Consider the following 21090-nt stretch of genomic DNA (forward strand, 5'->3'; position numbering starts at 1 on the left):
TGTTATCTGTTAGACAAGAGGCTTGATATAAAAGGGACTGACATTTTTCCGCCATGATCTCTTTGTAGGGATAGGCGCTATATGTGGTTGAATGAAATAATTGGTTGGGGGGATATCCCGGTTTGAAAGTTACATCGCCTTTTTCAGGACTCTATTCTGGTTTGGTATCGGCGGCGCTTGTTTGCAGCAGTTCACCAGCTCTTGCGCAGGATGCTGATCTATCAACAGATCCAGATGTTACCTTTCAAGAACAGTTAACGGGCCGTGTCGCGTCCAAAAAAGAAGATCAGTATATTTCGCTGGTCATCGAAAATGATTCCCTTGGCACAGCAGGAACCGATAAAAACTATACCAGCGGTGTCCGCCTAGGGTATCTGGATGTAAATGCTGATTTACCAGAAATAGCCTATACGCTAGATCGTGTTATCCCGACCTTTGGTATTAATGAAACATCCAGTGTGTTTTATTCTTTGGGGCAGAATATCTATACCCCACAAAATATCCGCCAGCGCGAACAAGACCCGGATGATAGGCCATGGGCCGCGCATCTTTACGGATCAATTGGTTTGGTCACGGTCACGGATAATCATCTGGATGAAATAGAAGCATCCCTTGGGATCGTCGGCCCAGCGGCATTGGGCGAACAGGCCCAAAAATTTGTCCACACCCATGTTACCCCCAGCAGCCCGACACCCCATGGCTGGTCAAATCAGCTTAATCACGAACCGACCTTTTCTTTGGGGTGGCAACGTCGCTTCCCTGATTATATGTCGGTTGACGCGGCGGGCTTAAGTCTGTCGGCATCGCCTTATTATGGTGCGACACTGGGCAATGTGCATACCTTTGCCGATGTGGGGATTAACTTTCGACTGACCCCGGAAAAGGACGTCTGGCAAGATGGACCGCTGCGTGTCAAACCGGGTCTTCCCGGCACAGGGTATTTTGATACCCCTGATGATGGCTGGAGCTGGTATCTCTTCGGCGGCGTGGAAGGGCGTGCTGTCGCACGGAATATATTTCTGGACGGGAATACTTTTAGTAATTCTCATTCGGTTGATAAACACCATTTTGTTGCCGATATTAATGGTGGTCTTGCTATGACTTATGATCGTTATCGCATGAGTTACACTATGGTTTACCGTACCAAGGAATTCGAAGGGCAGGACGATCCTGCTGTCTTTGGCGCGGTAAGTTTTGGGGTGCGGTTTTAGGGCTGGTCGTGCCTGTTAAGAGTGATTATTCTATTGATCAAAGCGAATAACCAAGACATTTCAGGAGCATTTTATGTCCACCGTTCTGCCGCCGGAAGATCTGGAAAGTAACCCTCGGATAAAAGCCGTCTTTGATGATATTCGGGCGACGCGCCAGACGGATTTTATCAACAATATCTGGCGCTATCTGGCTTTTGATGCGGATCTGTTAGAGCGCACATGGGCCGAGGTGAAAGCCGTAATGGCAACACCGTCTGATCTTGACCCATTGACCAAAGAAATGCTGTATCTTGCCGTGTCCATCGTCAATAACTGTAATTATTGCGTGCATTCCCATACAGCAGGGGCCAAAGCCAAGGGCATGACCCAGGCACAACATGCAGAAGTTCTCAAAATCGTTGCACTGGCATCGAAAACAAATCAATTGGCGACGGCCATACAATTACCAACCGATCCGGAATTTTTGTTGGAAGAATAATAATTCTCCTCGAAAGTTCTGTTCTAGCGCCAGTTCTGTATTTCTTAAATACAGAGTTCCAGGACCACTGAACTTCTGTGGTCTTGGGTTTCTGAATTTGCGGCCTTTTCAAAATTGTGCGGGGATTGATTAAAAGATTGAAACCCTTGTTCTTGCGCCGTATCTAAAACGGATCATTTTAATAAACTCTAAACCCGGAAGATAAAGATGACCTATGCAATAGTTGCGCGCCAACAGGGCGGTAGTGATGTTCTGGAACAGGTGGAAATTGCCAAACCATCCCCAGCTGTTGGCGAAGTTCTGGTCCGTCACGCGGCCATTGGGGTGAACTTTATCGACACCTATTTTCGTACCGGACTTTATCCATGGCCGGTTGACAAAGACCTTGTCCTTGGTAGCGAAGCCGCAGGCGTGATTGAAGCAGTGGGCGATGGTGTCTCTGGCTTTGCCGTTGGTGAGCGTGTGGCCTATACCATTCCAAATGGGGCCTATGTATCGCACCGCGTGATCGATGCCAAACATCTGGTCAAATTACCGGATACGATTTCAGACGAAGTTGCTGCTGCATCAATGCTCAAAGGATTGACCGCGCATTATCTTTTACATCGTAGCTATGTTGCCGAGGCTGGAAAGAAAGTTCTTTTTCATGCCGCGGCGGGCGGTGTTGGTCTGATTGCCGGGCAATGGCTAGCGGCCAAGGGCGTTACGGCCTATGGAACGGCTGGCGGGGCAGAAAAGTGTGCCCTTGCGTCCGACCATGGTTATAGCAAGATGATTGATTATAAATCCGAAGACTTTGTCGAGCGGGTAAAAGAGATAACTGACGGGCAGGGGGTGGATGCGGTCTATGATAGTATCGGCAAAGATACCTATCCCGGGTCATTACAGTGTCTGAAAAACTTTGGCTCGTTGGTTAGTTTTGGGCAGTCTTCGGGACCAGCACTTGATTTTAAGTTGTCTGATCTGGCGGTGGGGTCCTATAGCGTTACGCGCCCAGTATTATTCCACTTCACGGCAGAGCCGGGATATTTACAGTCTGCGGCGGATGAATTGTTTGCCATGATTTCGTCTGGGGAAATAAAAATTAGCATCAACCAGAAGTTTAACCTGTCTGATGTTGCCAAAGCCCATGACCAGTTAGAAACACGGAAGACAACCGGATCAACTGTTTTGTTGCCATAAAAGGCAAGGCAATTCATCGACAAAGTTAATAGCGAAGGTTTATCCTTTAAGTCCAATTAAGTTTATGGTGGTAGTATAGCAACGGGATGAGGATTCTTGTTGCTAGAAAATCCCTTATCACTTGTGTATATTGTATATAGAGCGCGAGATGATAATAATAACTTTAAACTCGTCAGAGAGGATGACTTGATGGATCAACCTCCAATTTTTGAGAATATTATCGATGGACCGGCGATAGAGCTGATCCGATTGATAAATAATCATGCGCTCGTTTATATTCTATCTGATGACGGCAAGGTTAAGTATTCCAATCAAAAACTTGCGGATATTTCTGGTTATTCGATCGAAGAACTGCTGGGAATGTCGATTAAAAAACTGCGGTCACAATATCATCCATCCTCTTTTTACGAAGATATGTGGGCACAGCTTAGACGGGGTGAAACCTGGACAGGCGAAATCTGTTGTATGGGGCGCACAGGGGCTTATTACTGGGAAGAATTATCCATTTGTCATCTGGATTTGGTTGGGGATTCCAATAAATATTATCTGGCAGTTAGCGCTGATATCTCGCTCCTTAAAAGCCGTGAAAAGACGATAGAGGCCTTTAACGAGGTACTTATCAATATTACAAAGGGTGTTTCGCTAAAGGATAACTTTCATCAATTAATTCACAATGTCGAGGCCATTTTTCCCTATATGAATTGCTCGATTATGATGAAGGGGCAAAATAATACTCTTACAAGTTTCGCTGGCCCGAGTTTACCCACTGAATATGCCGCGGCAATTAATGGGGTCCAAATTCATGAGACAGTTGGTTCATGCGGTGCCGCAGCTAAAACTCAAAAGTTAGTTGTTGTCGAGGATCTGTATAATCATCCGAATTGGGCACCCTATCTGGATGTCGTTCGAAAAACAGATTACCATGCTTGCTGGTCACATCCGATTATCAGTTCTGATGGTGTTACCTATGGAACTTTTGCTATTTATTATAAGACCACACGTGGCCCAACTGATATAGAGCTTAAGCTTATCCAGTCCCTTGCCAATAGTTGTCGGGGCGCGATTGAAAGTCATAATTCCCGACTTGAATTGATTGAGCAAAAAAATCGAGCTGAAGCAGCAAATCACGCCAAAAATCAGTTTCTTGCGAACATGAGCCATGAATTAAGAACGCCGTTAAATGCAGTTATCGGCTATTCGGAAATTTTGGAACGTGAACTTTTTGGTCCGCTTGGGGTTGATAGATATAAAATCTATGCAGGAGATATTCAGACTTCAGCGCGCTTTTTGCTGGATATCATTAACGATATTTTGGATATTTCGCTCATCGAAGAAGGTAAAATATCGCCCGAGCCTGAAACTTTACCTGTTAATAAATTGATGGGCTGTTGTATCCAATTGATCAAAACCCGTGCAAATGACAAAGACGTTTCTTATGAAATTATAGAGCCGGATGACGATTATTACATCTATGCCGATAAACAGCATGTGAAACAGATTATTGCCAATTTGCTGACGAATGCGATCAAGTTTACGCCTGCGAAGGGGAAAGTGACTCTTTCTGCTCAATTGAATAATTCAGAGTTGATAGACTTCGTGGTTAAGGATAATGGCATTGGAATAACGGAAGAAAATCTTGAGCGGGTGCTAGAGCCTTTTAATCAGGTTGCGGATAGTATGACCCGCGCGCATGACGGTGTCGGGCTGGGCTTGAGCCTCGCGAAAAAGTTAGCCGTGGCACAGGGGGGGGACCTTCGGATTGAAAGTGTTTATGGTAAAGGAACAACGGTTTATGTTAGTTTGCCACTGCAATATTTATAGTTTTTTCCAGTCCTTCCCTAATTTACACATCCTTGTCTTTGCGTGACATTCGTGCTGTTTTGTTTATGCGATAAAGTTAGTTTTTCGGATTAGAATTTTTTTTATGACACTATTAGATAAACTAGGCTTGAAGAATTGCTTTGGGCCGAATAAAGCTATTGTATAAAATTTCACAACCCTATTTAAAAACAGAGAAGGCAGCGGAATGGCTATCGGTGAAGTAATCTGGACGTATTTCCAAGGTGAATGGCACAAAGGTAATTTACCGATTATGGGCGCCGCAGATCATGGTACTTGGTTGGGGTCACTTGTCTTCGATGGTGCCCGTTCATTCGAAGGCGTCGTGCCGGATCTTGATCTTCATTCTGCGCGTGTAAATGCCTCTGCCGAAGTTATGGGCCTGAAGCCAACTATGACAACGCAACAGCTTATTGACCTGACGATGGAAGGTCTTAAAAAGTTTGCTGATGATGCCGCTGTTTATATTCGTCCAATGTATTGGTCGAAAGAAGGTGGCGCAGGGACCGTTGTCCCTGACGAGAACTCTACAGAGTTTTGTCTGTGCCTTGAACAGTTCCCTATGGCCCCAACCAGCTATACGCAAACGCTTTGCCGGACCAAGTTTGTGCGCCCAATGGTTTCAATGGCACCTGTAAATGCCAAGGCAGCCTGTCTGTACCCAAACAACGGACGGATGATCCGCGAGGCACAGTCGCGTGGTTATAGCAATGCACTTGTCGCGGATGCTTTGGGCAATGTTGCAGAAACCGGCACATCGAACGTGTTTATGGTCAAGGATGACGTGATCTATACGCCTGTTCCAAATGGTACCTTCCTGAACGGCATTACTCGCCAGCGCGTTATTGGGCTTCTTCGCGAAGCGGGACGAGAGGTTGTGGAGACAACCTTGTCATTTGAAGATTTTGAAGGTGCTGACGAAGTCTTTATGAGTGGTAATATCTCTAAGATCACACCCGTGGTTAAGTTTGAAGACGTGGAATATGCCATCGGCCCCATAAGCAAACTTGCCCGCGAACTCTACTGGGCATGGGCCAAGCGATAACGCGTTTGACACTGCGCATCCTCTCCAAACCTATTATTTAGGCTCAATATTATTTAAGCCCATAGTTTTCATTTGCTATGGGCTTTTTACGTCACCTGAAAAGTATCAATTGCGCGCGACCACGATCATCTCTCGACTGTCTTTCTGAAGTGGAGTTTGGTCCCAATCACCAAATAAATGTTCGAGAACAAGCCCTGCTTTATCCAGATGCGCTAAAAGCTCTTTGTGGCTGAGGAACCTTATTTTTGCTTCAGTTTTGGTCGGGGGTGTTAGTGACTGCCCGCTGGATGGGGCATTATTCCCTTGGACAGGCATTGTTCTGTATAGAGTAAAGTACTCAACAATTCTGCCGTCGCCATACTTTTCAACATTGCCAAGGTCATGCCAGATCTCAATTTTTTGGTCTTTTTGGTGTTGACTGTTTACAGGAAGGACGAAGGTTTGGGTTGTTTCTTCCGGTATCCAGCGTTCCCACGCTTTGGCGTCGAGATTGCGGGTATCAAACGCAATCTTTCCATTAGGGGAAAGCAATGCCTTTAGATTAGTAAGGGCATCATGGATCGCTTGATCTGTCAGGAAAACCTGAAATGCGTGACCGCTGAGGATAATTAGGTCAAAAAGCTGATCAGATTTAAATTGTGCTGCGTCTGATTGAACCCAGAAAACCTTGTCACCGGATTGTCGGTGGCGGGCAATGTCAAGCATGTCTGAGGCGGGATCAATTCCGGTCGTATCATGCCCTAGGTTGGCAAAAGCAGTGGTCAGCAGCCCTGTTCCACACCCGACATCAAGTATCTTTTGGGGTAAAGGCGCGTCTTGAATCAAAGAGAGGAAAAAATCACAATCCGGTCCCCAAGGATTTTGGCTGTCGTACAGTCGTGAGAGAAGCGGATCATGATAGTGATCTTGAGGTTTGTTATCGGACATAATCTTATGGATTCTTTGTTCATATTTCGAGAAAAAGACAACACTAAAGCGCGTTGGATATGCTGGAATAACTATTTACGCAGGTGCTGTTTTAGGTGGGACTACAGATGACAGATAATTTTGTTCGATCAGGGATTTAAGTTGATCTTCTTTAAATGGCTTCGTCAGAACATCATTCATACCAGCTTTGCGAAAGACTTCGTGGCGATCTGTGAAAGCCTCGGCCGTTAGCCCAATAATGGGAACATGTGCGCCTTTGTCAGTTGTCCTGATTTGTTCTGTCGCGATAATGCCGCTCATGACGGGCATGTGTACATCCATCAGAACAAGATCAAAATCGTGTTCGGCAAAAAGGTTCACGGCTTCTTCTCCATTTTCAGCGTGAATGGTGTTGTGTCCGAATTTGATCAGGAAGGCCTTTGCAATCATCGCGTTGACGGGGTTATCTTCGGCCAACAACACAGATAACTGCCCTATATCCACATCTTGGGGATGGTTCAATTGTTCGAAATATTGTTCGTTTTCTTCTTCAGTCGGCAATGTCACTGGCAGGTCTATTACAAAGGAAGATCCTTCGTCGAGTATGCTTGATACGTTAATATGACCGTTCATCATCGAAATCAAACTTTGAGTAATACTGAGCCCTAATCCTGTCCCGCCAAATTTGCGGGTAATAGTATTGTCTGCCTGGCTAAAGGCATCAAAAATGCTATCCAGCCTGTCTTCGGCAATTCCTGTCCCTGTATCTTCGATAAGAATTTTCAAGTTGGGTGGCATCGTTGTTTCTGTCAGCGAGATCGACAGGGTGACCTGTCCTTCGGTCGTAAATTTAAAGGCATTGCTCAACAAGTTGTTTAAGATCTGGCGCAATCTTGTCTGATCACTGTAAATCAGTTTGTGATCATGTAGTTCAATTTCAGTAACAAATTTAATGCCCTTCTCTTCGGCGAGTGAACCAAAGGTTGCTTTAAGGGGGGCGAGTATTTCGGTGAGGTCAAAAATCCTGCTTTCTAGTTCCAGTGCACCGCTTTCGATTTTGCTCATATCCAGCACGTCATTGATAATTTCCAATAGGCTTTGGCTGGAAGAAATCAGTGTTGAGATTTTATGTTCCTGATCAATGTTTAGCTCTGTATTTTTGAGCAGTTGGGCCATGCCAATGATACCGTTCAAAGGCGTGCGGATTTCGTGACTCATGGTCGCCAGAAAATCAGATTTTGCAGAGTTGGCCGTTTCTGCATCGTTTTTCGCTTTTTCCAATGCTTTGGTGCGTTGTTTTATTTTGTTTTCAAGATTGCGATTGAGTTCTTCTACTTCTTTCTTGGAGCTTTCCAGTTTTTCTTCTGCACGTTTTAGTTCGGTTACATCCTGAACCAATCCCGTTGCTTGAAGAACTTTTCCTGTATGATCGCAGTTTAAATTATTGTGGCTAATAACATGGTGGACATCACCATTTTGATGAACCACACGATAGGCGAGTGAAAAATTTGTTCCCTTTTCGAGGTTTTCACTTTGGATTTTTTCGACTCGTTCTCGATCATCGGGGTGTACACAGCCAATAAATGTATCATACCCGGGCTTTGCGTTTGCCGGAAGTCCGTATACATTTGGCAAGTTTTCAGACCATTCTTCGTGTCCAATTGTTAAATCCCAAAACCAGTGCCCCATCTTGGCAACCCGTTGAGCGCGTAGCAGGTTAAAATTCTGGTTATCAAGTCGCTCAGAAAGCTCTTGGCGGGTTGATATCTCGCTGTGCAGTGAAGTTAGACTTTCCTGAATTCTGTCGAGCATCGCATTAAAACTGTAGCCAAGTTGCCCGATTTCGTCGTTGCTGGTATCGCTTAGCCGAATGTCCAGATTACCACCTTTGATTTCGTTGCCGACATCTGAAAGGTGGAGAATTGGGTGTATTAAATGATTTTGTAGATGAAGGTAACTGATAATGACAAATAAAATTGTAGATAGAACAAAAATGCTTGCCAGAATGGTGAGATTGTTAATTCTTTGTTCTATGACATAGATGTCGTGCGCTAAGCGACGATCAACCTCGGTCTTGAAATCGTTGATCGGCCGCATGATTTTGGCCTTGGCATCGTGATAGGCATCACTGAACAAGATATTAGTTGCAAGTTTTGGGTCGGGGGCTGCTTTTTTTGTTAGTTCACCGTTTTCATCAGTAAAGATGCCCTTGAGTGCGGCAAAAGCTTTGCGTTCTAAGCGAACAAGATCATCAGAGTTTGATTTGGCTTTGGCTAGAAATCCTAGTTCTTTGTCACTAACCCCAATAGCTTCGATCAAGGACAATATCGAGGCGGCAGGTTTGGGGGCATCATTATCGACTTGTCCGGAAAGAATAAAATCCCAATAGATATTATTGTAACCTTCGGGACGAGACTTTTTGCCATCCCTAATATCCAAAATATCATTAAAATATTGATCGAACCTCTGTTGGCCTGTTACGGCGTAACTACGCGCCATGCGTGTTAGATCGTCGGACGATTGCCGCAATTGATCCGCCAGCTTTAAAACTTCGATATGGTGTCGTTCTTTCTGGGTTAATTCAGTTGAATTTTTATGTACCAAACCAAGGGTAATGGTTGTTGCGCCGAGCAGCAACATAAGCAGGGTAAAGATGATAATAATCCGAACACGGATCGACATTTAAAGCACCTGATTTTCGACTGATTATATCCTAATACTCTGTCATTAAGGCAGGGTTAATACCAATAAAATGGTAAAAGGGGGCGATTGGAAACAGTGTTAATAGGTGTGATCAGATTTGTTTTCTTTGTACACTATGAGATGGTTTCCATCTTGCCTACGCATAAAGATTGATCAGACCGGAACAGTCTTAGGCGCTTTGCTTTTTCTCTGTGACGGGCTCGTGGATTACTTCCTGCATGACATTATTAATTTCTTCAAGAAGCACACTAGGGTTTATTGGTTTTGCAACAAATGCGTTCATGCCTGCCTCTAAATATTCTTTGACATGATCTTCGACAACGTCAGCAGTAAGGGCGATAATAGGTATATTGGCAATTTCACTATCCAGATCCCGAATGATCCGCGTTGCTTCGGGGCCGCTCATTTCAGGCATACGGATATCCATTAGAATAAGATCAGGAATATATTTCTGCGTGACGTCGGTTAAGAGGTCGACGGCTTTTTTCCCCGTATTGGCTTCTTTGACCCGATGGCCATATTTTTCCATAAGAACCGAAATTATGCGCAGGTTAAGGGGGGTATCATCAACTGAGAGGATCGACAGGTTGCGGCGTGTTTCGTAAATGGCTGCTACATTTTTTTGCACAGGTGCAGCCGCTTGTTTGTTTGATTTGTTTAAAGGAATCTTGATTTCAAAAATAGTGCCTTTGTGTTCTTCTGAAGAAACCTCGATGCTGCCATTCATGACATCAACTAGACGCTTTGATATGGCAAGACCTAACCCGGTTCCTTCGTAACGGCGGGAAATAGAGGCATCTGCCTGGGTAAATTCATCAAATATTTCTTTTAACCGATTGTCAGGAATACCGATGCCGGTATCTGTGACACTAATGACAAGCCACGATTTGTTTTGATTTTCGGTTAGTTGTCGGGCTGAAAGTGTTACGCACCCCTTTTCAGTGAACTTAATGGCATTGCCCAACAGATTAATTAGAACCTGCCGTAGACGGGTGGGGTCACCGTGCAAGTTGTTAGGGATTTTATCTTCAATTTCGATATTCAGCTTTAGAGATTTTTGTTGGGCAGATTGTTCAACAATTTCGATGGTTTTGTTGAGTTCATGGCGTAATTGGTAATCAATATTTTCCAGCTTGAGTTTGCCTGAATCAATTTTTGACAGATCAAGGATATCGTTAATGATGACAAGTAGCGACTGGGTCGCTTCTTTTATTTTGTCAACTTTTTCGCGTGTGTCAGGGGTGATTTTGTCGTCGAGTAACATATCGGCCAACCCAAGTACCCCCGCCATCGGGGTACGTATTTCATGACTCATGGACGCAAGGAATTCTTGCTTGGCTTTGCTGGCTGCTTTGGCTGCTTCAAATTGTTTTGCTAACTCGACAGTTCTGTCCACGATACGCTGCTCTAATGATGCCGCGGCCTTTCTTAGGTCTTCTTCAGCTGTGTCGCGTTCCTGAATACGTTTGGCAATTGATTGTAAAAGCCGATTTCCTGATTCTGCTAATACGTAAAGTTCGTCGCCGTGGTTTTTCTTGGGCACAGCCAGTTGTGTTTGTAATGGGGCATCCGGATCTGTTGTGGCCAGCGCGTGTGAGATGTTTTGTAAAGGGCCAATCAGCAGTCGATAAAATATAAACGAAAATATACTCGCAATAATGAGGCTTTGCAGGATGATTACCAAAGCTTCTAGCGCGACCCTCCGGATGAATTCTCCTGCAACACCTATGGGGTCTGCTATGACCTGTAAGTACCCCGCTGTAACTTCTGTATCATCAATGGTTCGCAGTTCTACCTCAAAGGATTGTAGTCCGCCAAACCCATTGTTTGCAATCCACCGATGTGGTGATGCTTCGATAATGCTGGATCTGCTTGTAAGTGTATTGTGCAAGTCATCCAGAATTGTCACGGATATAATGGACTTATATTCCATGAGACCGTTAGCAACTTCACCAGCTAAGTCATCGTTCAGATTATAAGCAGATCGTGCTGCCGGTTCGTGGGCTGTTTTGATTACTTGTGCAACGGTTTCTCTAAAATTATTATTCGTTTCTATAAGGTCTAGATAGGCAACAATCGTACTCATCATCAATCCGATGACAAGGGCGACCAAAATAACAGATCTTGCAACCTTGGAGGCAAGTCGTCTTTGAAGCTTTGGAGGGGGAGGGGGTATCGTTGACACGTTATTTGCTTAAAATATTATGCATTTTAGATTGAGAAGTTGCCATCATTTCTTGCAAGACTGATTGCCCCATGAATTTTGTATTTCTTGGTTTTGATCTATCCAACGGATGGCAGCCTGGTCATGTGTCATCCCATCAGCATCAACAAGTGCAGCGACCTGGCTGATCATCGTGTTGTTGAAATTCATATCGTTGAGAACAGCATAGGCACAGGGCCATATTATTTCCATTTTGATCCAGGCGACTTTTTTTAACCATCCATCTTTTGGGTTGCCACAATCGTGAATTCGTTTGGGGTTAACGCCCCAAGCGGGGTTAGTTTCGCATTCTGCGCTGTAGTTCGGGAATTCTACAAATTTACCATCGTACCGGTCTTCGACCCAATTGGGGCTCCAATTAAAAAGCACAATCGGTTCTTTGTTTTTATAAGATTTTTCCAACTCAACCCACAGATCATCGGCTTGTTTTACCCGACGTACAGTGAAATCCATTTCAAGGGCTCTGATACGTGCCTTTTCAGGCTTTTCCCATGGACCTGCAACATATCTACCCCGTGGGGTTGTTGAGTTATCAGAAAAGAGTGAGGCGCATTTTTTTAAGGCTTGCCAGTCGGGTAATCCGGGGCAAAGTTGCTCAACATAGCTGGGGTACCACCATTCTTCGCGTGTTTTTGCATCATGGTCACTAACCACGACGATCTGCCCTTTGGCTTTTACTCGCTCAAGGTCTTCGGCCATGGTTCCTTCCCAGACTTCGACCTGTACGTGTTCAAGACCACGATGAAGTCTGGCCCATTGATCTTTTGTGTTTAATTCCTTGTATTCAACTTCATAGCCTTTTGCTTCAAGGGTTTTACCATAGATTTTCGCCATAACAATCTGGCTGGTCCAATTGTTCAGGATAATTCTGACCGGCTCTTTACTTTCCGGTGTGAACGCGTTGGCTGGGGAAAGAACAACATAATTTATCGCCAACAATACGCCGACTGCCAAGAGGAAACGGTTGGCAGTCTTTAAGGACGTTTTGAGCGAAAGTTGGTCGTGGCGCATCAGAACTCTAATCATGTTGTTGTTCGAAAACCGTATTTCTTTAGGTTATGCCCAAGATTAGAGGGAAAAGATTAAATATTTCTTTTGACAGTTATATTGCTGGAAAACTCTTAGCTTAATTCATTGACAGAATTGTTAAATCTCCACGGTCGCCGTGCTGGTTTTTACACACTGCAGATTAAAACCCCTAGAGAGAAGTAATTGCTCTTTATGGGGGAGTAATTATTATAAAAATAGCGTAAAAACTGAATTTGAATATTTTTGTACGTTAAAATTAAGAGTTGTTTAGTTTGTTTTGTGTAGGATTTATTCACAGCAAGTTGTGTCGACAGGATATGTCATGTGTGTTTTTTATCGCAAATCAGGAACACGATGTCAGGTGCTGGCAAAAGGTGAGTGGGTTTAGGGGATGTCAGTAGAAATCAAGGGCTCTGATGTGGGGGGGCTATCTGAAACGAATCAAGCGGACCGGCTGGAGGCTGCGATCCTTGTTCTTTCTGATGATTACTTGTCTCTTCTTGACGCTAACTCTCGTGCTTTGGAAATGCTTGGTTATTCGCGTGATGAGTTACAGGCTTTGGCCCCTGATGAATTGATAGATACTGCGCTCCGTCATCCTTCTCCTTCATCTTGTCTAAGTGGCACCTCAAAAGGAAAAATAGACAGTTCTTGGGCTTCTGTGAAAGACGAAGTGACGCTTCGTCATGCAAACGGGCAGTCTATTTTTTGCCGTGTTTCTTGTGGCCGTTTAGATTTTGGAGGCGGTGTTCAGATAATTGTGACCTTAATCCCAATATCGCATGATCAAAAATTGGTAAAGATTGGGGCTTTGTTACGGTTGGCCGTTGAACATATGCCTGATGCGATGATTATCTATGATACTGATGATCGCTTGATGTATTTTAACAAAGCATACCGCCAGATTTTTTCCTATATGCCGCCATTGGAAGAAATGATTGGGAAACACTATCTGGACGTTATTAAGCTCACGATGGAAGTTCCGGGGGTTATTACCGACCCTCTTAGTATTTCTGACCCAGAATCATATCTTAATAAACGTCTGAAACGATTACATAACCCACCAGATAGTCCTTTTGAACAAAAGACAGGGGTGGGCTGGCATATGGTAAGCGAGATGCGCATTCCTGGGGTTGGTTTCGTTAATCTACGCCGTGATATAACAGTCGAAAAGCAATTCCGGGATGAAATGTCCCAGGCAAACGAGCAACTGGCCACCGTTGCAAAAGCCATGGAACAATCACATGCTGATGCTCTTAGGGCGCAAATTTCAGCAGAACAAGCGAACAGAAGTAAAAGTGAATTTTTGGCAATGATGAGCCATGAATTGAGAACGCCGTTGAATGCAATTATCGGGTTTTCATCGATGATGACCGAGAAGATATTCGGGGCTATCGGTAATGAGCGTTATGAAGAATACCCGACATTAATACATGAAAGCGGCCAGCATCTTTTAGCCATTATCAATGATATTCTCGACCTGGCAAAGGTAGAGTCCGGGAAAATGGAACTGGATTGTGAGCAGATCAATGTAGTTGAAATCATTGAGGAAAGCGCGCGCCTGATGAAAGGATTGGCGGTCACGCGTGGGGTGAGCATAGATATTAAAATCAAAGATGATGATGCCACGATCTATGCCGATTCAAGAATGACAAAACAGATGATTGTCAACTTGCTTTCAAATGCGTGTAAATACACCCCGGAAGGGGGGGATATTGTATTGTTCTTTGAAAAGGATAAAAGCAATAGAAAAATTATTGGCGTTAAAGACACTGGTATTGGGATGAATAAGGCTGATTTGAGTTTGGCTTTGATCCCGTTCCAACAAGTTGGTGATGTTTCTACCAATACAGATAATGGTACAGGGCTTGGCTTGCCACTGGTTCGATCATTCATTGAATTACATGGTGGCACACTTGAAATCGAAAGTGAACCCGATAAGGGAACCTGTGCGTGTTTATGTTTTTCGGCGGGTTCATAGTTTACTGGTCTAGCTTAAGTACAAAAATAGCGTTACAAGAACAAAAGCCAATGAAAAAAATGACAGGAAAATGAGGAGAAATGATGGAACTCAAGCATAAGACCGACAAGATCTATGATGAGTCTTTTCTTGACGTTTGTCATGTAAACATTCGCGCATTTTTTGATTTTTACAATACCAAAAAACAAGGACGATTAATGCCGTCCCGTTCTGATTTTGACCCTTTGGAAATGAAAGAGTACCTGCCGAGTATTACCTTGGTGGATGTTAAATCAGATACAAATGAGTTTATTTATCGATTGGTTGGGACAAAAGAAGTAGAAATCAGGGGAAAAGACCCGACTGGGAAAAGTATTCAAGAAGGATTTTACGGAGAGTTGGCTGAAGAGGTAGAGGAAAACTACCGCTATGTAAAAGAATACAAAACGTTCCTTTATGATCATACCAATGAAGCCGAGAAATCCAGCAAAATCATCCATGATGAAACCTTGTTTTTACCGCTTTCGAATGATGATAGTACGGTTAATATGATTATGTTGTTTTCCGTACAACAATATGCACAAAACAGATAGGCATGGACCTTGGCAGAAGTTTTTGCAATTTTCTTCTCTGATTTTGAATTCCTGTATTTTTAGTTTTTGTGGAGTATAGCGATTAAACTGTAATCTTTTACAAAAGAATAATAATTAAAATGGATAATCGTATATCGGTATTGATCTTTCACCAGATAAAAAAAGACCTCAAAGAATAATCTTTGAGGTCTTTTTCATCGAGAAAACTACAAGCGTTAAAACCTAAGGGAGGATAGCTTTTAACGCGAGCTTTCTATGAACACGGTCAGCTGATCTATTAGATCTTAGAAACGATACCAGAGATATCGCAACGTGCCAGACCGATGTCTTCAAGAGTTGCATCGCTGCAATTTTCAAGAGCGATAAGTGTTTCTCTGCGAAGCTTATAATTTTCAATGGCATCAATCGCCGAAACAAAAAGATTACCAAGTGCAAAACCAACACGTTCTGCATAAGTTGCAGTTGGGTTTACAGGAAGTGTTTCTGTGAATGTTACTGTAGCCATTGTTTTAACTCCTAAACAGTAGGTAAATAAAGTTTAGACGCTTCGCGAAAGTTCGTGTTCGTCCGATAAACAATGATATAATCCCACTGATTTATTTTTACGAGTGGCATTCCTACAACGCCGATATGCAGAAAGCGCATGTCACAAATCCGACATTTTCTGCGGGATAGAGAGCGGGTATGTTTCATACGGGCTTGCTTGAAAAGTTATTGAATTTGCTTGTTTTTCGGTTGTTTTATCACCGTGTCTTCAATCGCGATAAGGGTGTGTTAATCATCAAAAAATCGCATTATGGCTAATAAAAGATTAAAATATTTGCCAAAAAACTGTCTCGTTTTACTGTCATCGCATCTGTTTTACTGTCTTGGTAAGGGAGGGACTTTGCTAAAAGAAACGAGTAAAAGAAAAGAATCGCCCTGAATTCTTGATAATCCCGAATCTTTAGTCGATCCAAAGTACCTCATAATCACGTATAGGCTTTGAAATATCCTAGGCGTGCAATGCTTCGATATAACTTAAAACAGCTTCTTCGCTGTGGTGCCCGATAATTTCATGTGCGTGGGCTTTGATCTCTGTTGTGGCGTTTGCAACGGCGATAGGGGTATTGACGCTACGCAACATTTCCAAATCGTTAGAACTATCACCAAAAGCGGTGGTTTCTTTGATTCCTAGGTTATGACGCTGTTCGATATGGCCCAACAGTGATTTTATCGCAAAACCTTTGTTTGCTTCTGCTGCTGAAATAACGATTTCCCAGCCACCAATATAGTGGTTGGGGTAAAGCGTAATCAAAAGGTGGGGTAATTTTTCTTCGATCAGGTTCTTGATTGTGAAGATTTCTTCTTTTGTGCCCAGATAAACAAAACACAGCACATCATCCAAAAAAGGATTGTCTTGGGTCATTGGGGCCGTCGCGGATGAGGATGTGGGTACACTGGCAACGATGGGGCGGGCGAAGATGTTTGCGGGTAATTCGGTTAGTCTAGGATCTTGGCGGATGATTTTTTCATCGTGAAACCACTGCATACCATTGTTTTTGAGTTCAGGAAAATATAACGGAGTTTGGTCATCTTTCAGTCCAGAAACGTACGGGATTAAACCGACTTCCTGAAAACAGTCAAAGGCCCGAGCGGCATCAGTTAATCCCAGACCTTTGTGATCAAGAATGTGATCCGTGTTGAGGTCCCGGATAATGGCACCGTTTAGTTCTATGATCGGCAGCTTGAGATTAACCCCTTCCATCAAGTGCTTTATCGACGGTGTTGCCCGTGCCGTTGCGATTGTAAAATGCACGCCTGTCTCGATTAATCTGTTGAGCCGAAGGGCGGAGCTTTTGGGTAAGTCGCCATCGGTGTTTAAAAGGGTAAAATCGAGATCAGAGATAAAGAGTTTCAAAATGGATCCTCAGGTGTTTAGGCATGTAGGGTATAGGGAGACGCCTGTTGCCTTTGCTGCGTCGCGCGGTCCTATGTCGTGCGCAGATATTGATCTAGCGTATTTATTAAGATGGTAAAAGAGGTAAGTCACCTTGCCCATACGACAAGGGGTATTCATAAACTGTGTTATTATTTTTAGGAAGGAAGGCTTTTAAGGAGGAGTATATATGTGTGTGACAAATTATATCTTCTGGGGATCGGTATTACCCTGTGGACTATGACTTCTTTGGCGACAGATATAATTGTCATAGAGATAATCGGCATTTTACCCAACGTACAATTTTCTTGTTTCAATGTATTATCGCGGGTGCTGGTTCTTGAAAAAGAAAAATCAGTCGCTAAGTGATTTGGGAATAATAATACGCCTGATTTTATGCGTTTTTGGATAGCATTATGAATAGGGTGTTTAAATCACATTATCGTCAGCGACCTTTCCCATAGGTTAGTATATTTAGTTACAAAAAATCTAGTAAGGAAATTCAATGAGCAACCCTGCGACTAGTCCCGCGAACCAACCCGCCGATTACACCCCGCCCAAAGTATGGACGTGGGATAGCAAAAACGGCGGTGAATGGGCCAGTATCAACCGCCCTATTGCCGGGCCGACCCATGATAAAGCCTTGCCAGTCGGGGATCATCCGCTACAGCTTTATTCCCTTGCTACTCCGAATGGTATCAAGGTGACGATTATGTTGGAAGAGCTGTTAAGCCAAGGACACAAAGGGGCTGAATATGACGCCTATTTGATTAAGATTGGCGACGGCGATCAATTTTCCAGTGGTTTTGTGGATGTTAACCCAAATTCCAAAATTCCTGCACTGCTTGATACCAGCACTGAAACACCAACACGGGTTTTTGAATCTGGCGCTATTTTACTTTATCTGGCAGAGAAGTTTGACGCATTTTTACCAAAAGATCCGGCAAAGCGTACCGAGTGTATGTCATGGCTTTTCTGGCAAATGGGCAGCGCCCCATATCTTGGTGGCGGATTTGGGCATTTCTATGCCTATGCGCCGTTCAAAATCGAATACTGCATTGACCGCTTTACCATGGAAGTCAAACGCCAGCTTGATGTTCTGGATCGGCACCTGAGCGATAATCAATACATGGCAGGTGATGAGTATACCATTGCCGATATTGCAATCTGGTCATGGTATGGGTCATTGGTGTTGAATAGAAGCTATGATGCGGCTGAATTCCTAGAGGCCGAGAGCTATGCAAACGTGGTACGTTGGGCCCAAGAAATCGACAAGCGGCCGGCCGTACAGCGCGGCAGAATGGTCAATCGTACGTGGGGTGATCTGGATATGCAGCTGCATGAACGCCATAACGCCAGCGATTTTGACCTGAAGACACAGGACAAAGTTGCTGCGGAGTAAGTTGCTTTAGTATTGTGTATCTGCTTCTTGAGCAATGATATGTTAAAGAAAACCTTTCGGGCCTTGGGCTATTGTTCTCTGGCCTGAAAGGTTTAATAAATCGAGCTTTGTTATTGAAACTAAGCTGATCATAGGCTTTCTCTGGAGCTGGCAGCTAGCAAGCTTAGTTTATGAAATCATCGATACCTTTAGTGAGTGAGTGTGCAAGTTCTCTCTATTGTGATCGTATTACTTGCAAAATATTATTTACATTTAGCGCTCGCACAATTGTTTGATCAAGTAAGCAAGATGCATATTCAATATTTCTTAATGCGCCCACAGGATATGTATCAGCTAGAATAAGGCAAAATTCTTTGGATGTGTGCTCCCATGAGTTCGAATTCTTAATTAATTGGGTGCATAAATTCTCACTATTCTCAAGGGCACAAAAATCCTCCATAGAGATTTCAATTATTCTTATCCAGGATGCCCGATTGCGATAGATACAGCTAGTTATTCTCGTGTCTTTTTGGCATTCATTAAGAATCACATTCGTGCAGTCAAATATTTGAGAATAATCATTGTGAAAATACTCAATTGCACAATTTTGCGTAGACAGTAAGTTTTGTGAGTTGACCCCATCGGCTTTAACTGTTGATGCTAGTTGAGAAGCAATTCCGACAGAAATTAATAAGATCTTTATAGCAAGCAACATTATTTTGTGTAGAATTCTCAATGAATGTGTTTCGCGTTCTGTGTCCCAATCAAAGTAATTTATCTCGAAACCCTCAATCAAATAGGGCGTCGATCTCATCCTGAGAGATGGCTTCTTCAACTTCTATTGCCGGGCCGTCCATGGCGACTTCTTCTTCCGGTACTTCACTGGCTGAGATTTCCATGCCCAGTGTATGGATTGTTGAATGACCATATATTTCGGCCATGGCATTCACCCGGTCTTGAACGAATTGGATGGATCGTAAAATTTTTGTGACGCGTTGTCCGGTTATATCCTGAAAACTACAGGCCTCTAAGTTGTTCGTTGCATGGGTGACAATCTGATCACAAAGGGCATTGCGGTCTTCTTCGGTGTTTTCTTCGCGTAATTTTTCAACGACATCCAGAATATCTTCTGATGATTTGAGAATACCATTCGAGGCTTCTTCTGTATTCCTGATAAGCGCGTCCAGTTGGTCCGAGACATTCTCGAAATCAGTTCTATCGCCCTTTTTTCGTGTGGTATCTGCCAACTCTTGACGAAAGCGTTCAACATAGAGAATTAACTTTTCAAGCTCTTTGTGAAGCTGTTGGTCTGTTGCAGCGTATGCCATGTTAAATTTTGCCCCAAAATCAGTGTCTCACTATCGATGTGTGAGGAAAGGAGTTGATATTCTCAAGTGTATGATTAAACACAATAATTATATATAGAGAGAAAGTTAAGAATATTTTCCTTTATTTTGTGTGCGGGGTTAAGTTTTCCACAACTTTCCCTCATCGGCTAAAAGTTTAGTTTGTGGCAATTAACGCTGGGTTAAAGGTGAGGTATTTAACATATTTTTTCTTGTAAAAATTCGGGTAAAAAGATTTTACCCATAACTTCATTAATCAAAATTGTTGATTGGGCCATTTGTGGTTTGAGCAAGCGCGTGTCGTATTTCCCCTAATGTTATGTCCCAGTGCCTTGTCGCGCGGGTGTCATGTTGGGCTTGGGCCGACGGCACGTTTATACAGATGCCAGGTCGCATGCCCCAGAATAGGTAGGGCGACAAATAATCCTAAAAGACCAGCCAATATGGATAAAAGGGTCAGTGCGGCGATGGTGATACACCAAAGTATCATTGTTTTCGGATTGTTTTTAACCAACCGAACCGATGTGACCATCGCAGTGACGAAATCAATATCCCGATGATAGAGCATTGGGAAAGATACAACAGAAAAAGAAAACACGATCAAGGCGATAATGGCCCCGACGGTATGACCGATCAGCAGGAATAATAAGCCTTTTTCGGTCGTAAATATCAGATCAACGAGTTCTGCCATACTGAAAAGTTTGAACCCGAAAAAGCTGAGTGTGATAAAGGCGGCCATATCCAACCAGATAAAGAGGGAAAACCCGGTAACCAGAGCCATCCAACCTAAATCCCGGTTGAACATTGATCCCACGACACCAAAGGCCCGTCCCCAACTAAGCGGTTTATTTTCTTCCAACTGATGGCTTATGAAATAGAACCCACTGGCGATGAAGGGGGCAATCAAAGCAAACCCTATTGCGAGCGGGTAAACAAGGTAGGGAAGTTCTAGTTCCAGCAAAAGTATGATCAAAACCCAACCGCCGACCGCGTAGATGCCGCCAAAAAACAACCCGTATGTCATTGAGTTTAAAAAATCTGATATACCAGCACGGAGTATTTCCGGAATTATAGACGGGGTAATATGATAAACATCAGGCCAGTTTGGATTTCTTTTTTTTACGACGGAATTATCCCCATGCACTTGGTTCCCAACAGCGCTGGCCGGATTAATTTCCTTTGACTTATTTCCCATTTTTATTTCCCCAATAACATGTGGCAACAGGTTCTATCAGTAGTTGCTCTTTTGCCAACAGGGTAGGGTATTTTCCATAG

The 21090-nt window shown here is 43.5% G+C and carries 16 protein-coding genes; 8 read left to right on the forward strand and 8 right to left on the reverse strand.

All coding sequences use genetic code 11. The features are described from left to right. Positions 1–122: 122 nt before the first annotated feature. The 5 genes from ACN0W5_RS17555 to ACN0W5_RS17575 all read left to right on the forward strand — a co-directional run bounded on the left by ACN0W5_RS17555 (position 123) and on the right by ACN0W5_RS17575 (position 5755). Complete coding sequence (locus ACN0W5_RS17555; RefSeq protein WP_417455381.1) at positions 123–1211, forward strand: lipid A deacylase LpxR family protein; 1089 nt, start codon at positions 123–125, stop codon at positions 1209–1211. 73 nt (positions 1212–1284) lie between these two features. Beyond that, entirely contained in the window at positions 1285–1689 is a 405-nt protein-coding gene (locus tag ACN0W5_RS17560; protein WP_417455382.1) for a carboxymuconolactone decarboxylase family protein, read from the forward strand. A 207-nt stretch (positions 1690–1896) separates the two neighbouring features. Further along, positions 1897–2871 carry a quinone oxidoreductase family protein gene (locus ACN0W5_RS17565; RefSeq protein ID WP_417455383.1) on the forward strand — a complete coding sequence of 325 codons (975 nt, stop codon included), beginning with the start codon at positions 1897–1899 and terminating at the stop codon, positions 2869–2871. A gap of 189 nt (positions 2872–3060) precedes the next feature. Continuing rightward, positions 3061–4692 (forward strand): GAF domain-containing sensor histidine kinase, encoded by a 1632-nt coding sequence (locus ACN0W5_RS17570; protein WP_417455384.1) that lies wholly within the window; start codon positions 3061–3063, stop codon positions 4690–4692. A 205-nt stretch (positions 4693–4897) separates the two neighbouring features. Further along, positions 4898–5755, forward strand: coding sequence for a branched-chain amino acid aminotransferase (locus ACN0W5_RS17575; RefSeq protein WP_417455385.1), 858 nt, complete (start codon positions 4898–4900; stop codon positions 5753–5755). Between the two features lie 105 nt (positions 5756–5860). On the opposite strand, the gene ACN0W5_RS17580 is transcribed toward ACN0W5_RS17575, so the two are convergent. The 4 genes from ACN0W5_RS17580 to ACN0W5_RS17595 all read right to left on the reverse strand — a co-directional run bounded on the left by ACN0W5_RS17580 (position 5861) and on the right by ACN0W5_RS17595 (position 12599). After that, positions 5861–6682, reverse strand: coding sequence for a class I SAM-dependent methyltransferase (locus ACN0W5_RS17580; protein WP_417455386.1), 822 nt, complete (start codon positions 6680–6682; stop codon positions 5861–5863). A gap of 75 nt (positions 6683–6757) precedes the next feature. Then, the gene (locus ACN0W5_RS17585) at positions 6758–9343 is read right to left on the reverse strand and encodes an ATP-binding protein (RefSeq protein ID WP_417455387.1); all 2586 of its coding nucleotides are present in this window, start codon (positions 9341–9343) and stop codon (positions 6758–6760) included. Positions 9344–9533: 190 nt separating this feature from the next. Beyond that, positions 9534–11549: an ATP-binding protein gene (locus tag ACN0W5_RS17590; protein ID WP_417455388.1), complete on the reverse strand. Its 2016-nt coding sequence runs from the start codon at positions 11547–11549 to the stop codon at positions 9534–9536. Between the two features lie 45 nt (positions 11550–11594). Continuing rightward, positions 11595–12599: an ABC transporter substrate-binding protein gene (locus ACN0W5_RS17595; protein WP_417455389.1), complete on the reverse strand. Its 1005-nt coding sequence runs from the start codon at positions 12597–12599 to the stop codon at positions 11595–11597. Between the two features lie 409 nt (positions 12600–13008). On the opposite strand from ACN0W5_RS17595, the gene ACN0W5_RS17600 reads away from it, so the two are divergent. Both ACN0W5_RS17600 and ACN0W5_RS17605 read left to right on the forward strand, forming a co-directional pair. Beyond that, positions 13009–14598, forward strand: a complete 1590-nt coding sequence (locus ACN0W5_RS17600) for a PAS domain-containing sensor histidine kinase (protein ID WP_417455390.1) — start codon at positions 13009–13011, stop codon at positions 14596–14598. An 83-nt stretch (positions 14599–14681) separates the two neighbouring features. Next, on the forward strand, positions 14682–15170 hold the full coding sequence (locus ACN0W5_RS17605; protein WP_417455391.1) for a PAS domain-containing protein: 489 nt from the start codon (positions 14682–14684) through the stop codon (positions 15168–15170). 277 nt (positions 15171–15447) lie between these two features. Here ACN0W5_RS17605 and ACN0W5_RS17610 read toward each other — a convergent pair whose 3' ends face one another. Both ACN0W5_RS17610 and ACN0W5_RS17615 read right to left on the reverse strand, forming a co-directional pair. After that, on the reverse strand, positions 15448–15675 hold the full coding sequence (locus ACN0W5_RS17610; RefSeq protein ID WP_417455392.1) for a DUF1127 domain-containing protein: 228 nt from the start codon (positions 15673–15675) through the stop codon (positions 15448–15450). Between the two features lie 489 nt (positions 15676–16164). Continuing rightward, positions 16165–17070, reverse strand: a complete 906-nt coding sequence (locus ACN0W5_RS17615; RefSeq protein WP_417455393.1) for an HAD hydrolase family protein — start codon at positions 17068–17070, stop codon at positions 16165–16167. Between the two features lie 523 nt (positions 17071–17593). Between ACN0W5_RS17615 and yghU the strand changes: the two genes are divergently transcribed. Continuing rightward, a complete protein-coding gene (yghU, locus tag ACN0W5_RS17620; RefSeq protein ID WP_417455394.1) occupies positions 17594–18490 on the forward strand; it encodes a glutathione-dependent disulfide-bond oxidoreductase in 897 nt (298 codons plus the stop codon). A gap of 767 nt (positions 18491–19257) precedes the next feature. Here the strand turns inward: yghU and ACN0W5_RS17625 are convergent. Both ACN0W5_RS17625 and ACN0W5_RS17630 read right to left on the reverse strand, forming a co-directional pair. Beyond that, on the reverse strand, positions 19258–19797 hold the full coding sequence (locus ACN0W5_RS17625) for a hypothetical protein (RefSeq protein ID WP_417455395.1): 540 nt from the start codon (positions 19795–19797) through the stop codon (positions 19258–19260). A 364-nt stretch (positions 19798–20161) separates the two neighbouring features. Then, positions 20162–21010, reverse strand: a complete 849-nt coding sequence (locus tag ACN0W5_RS17630; RefSeq protein ID WP_417455396.1) for a DUF2189 domain-containing protein — start codon at positions 21008–21010, stop codon at positions 20162–20164. Positions 21011–21090: the final 80 nt, after the last annotated feature.

The sequence above is a fragment of the Kiloniella sp. genome, assembly GCF_048270245.1.
In the GTDB taxonomy this organism is placed as follows: Bacteria; Pseudomonadota; Alphaproteobacteria; order Kiloniellales; family Kiloniellaceae; genus Kiloniella.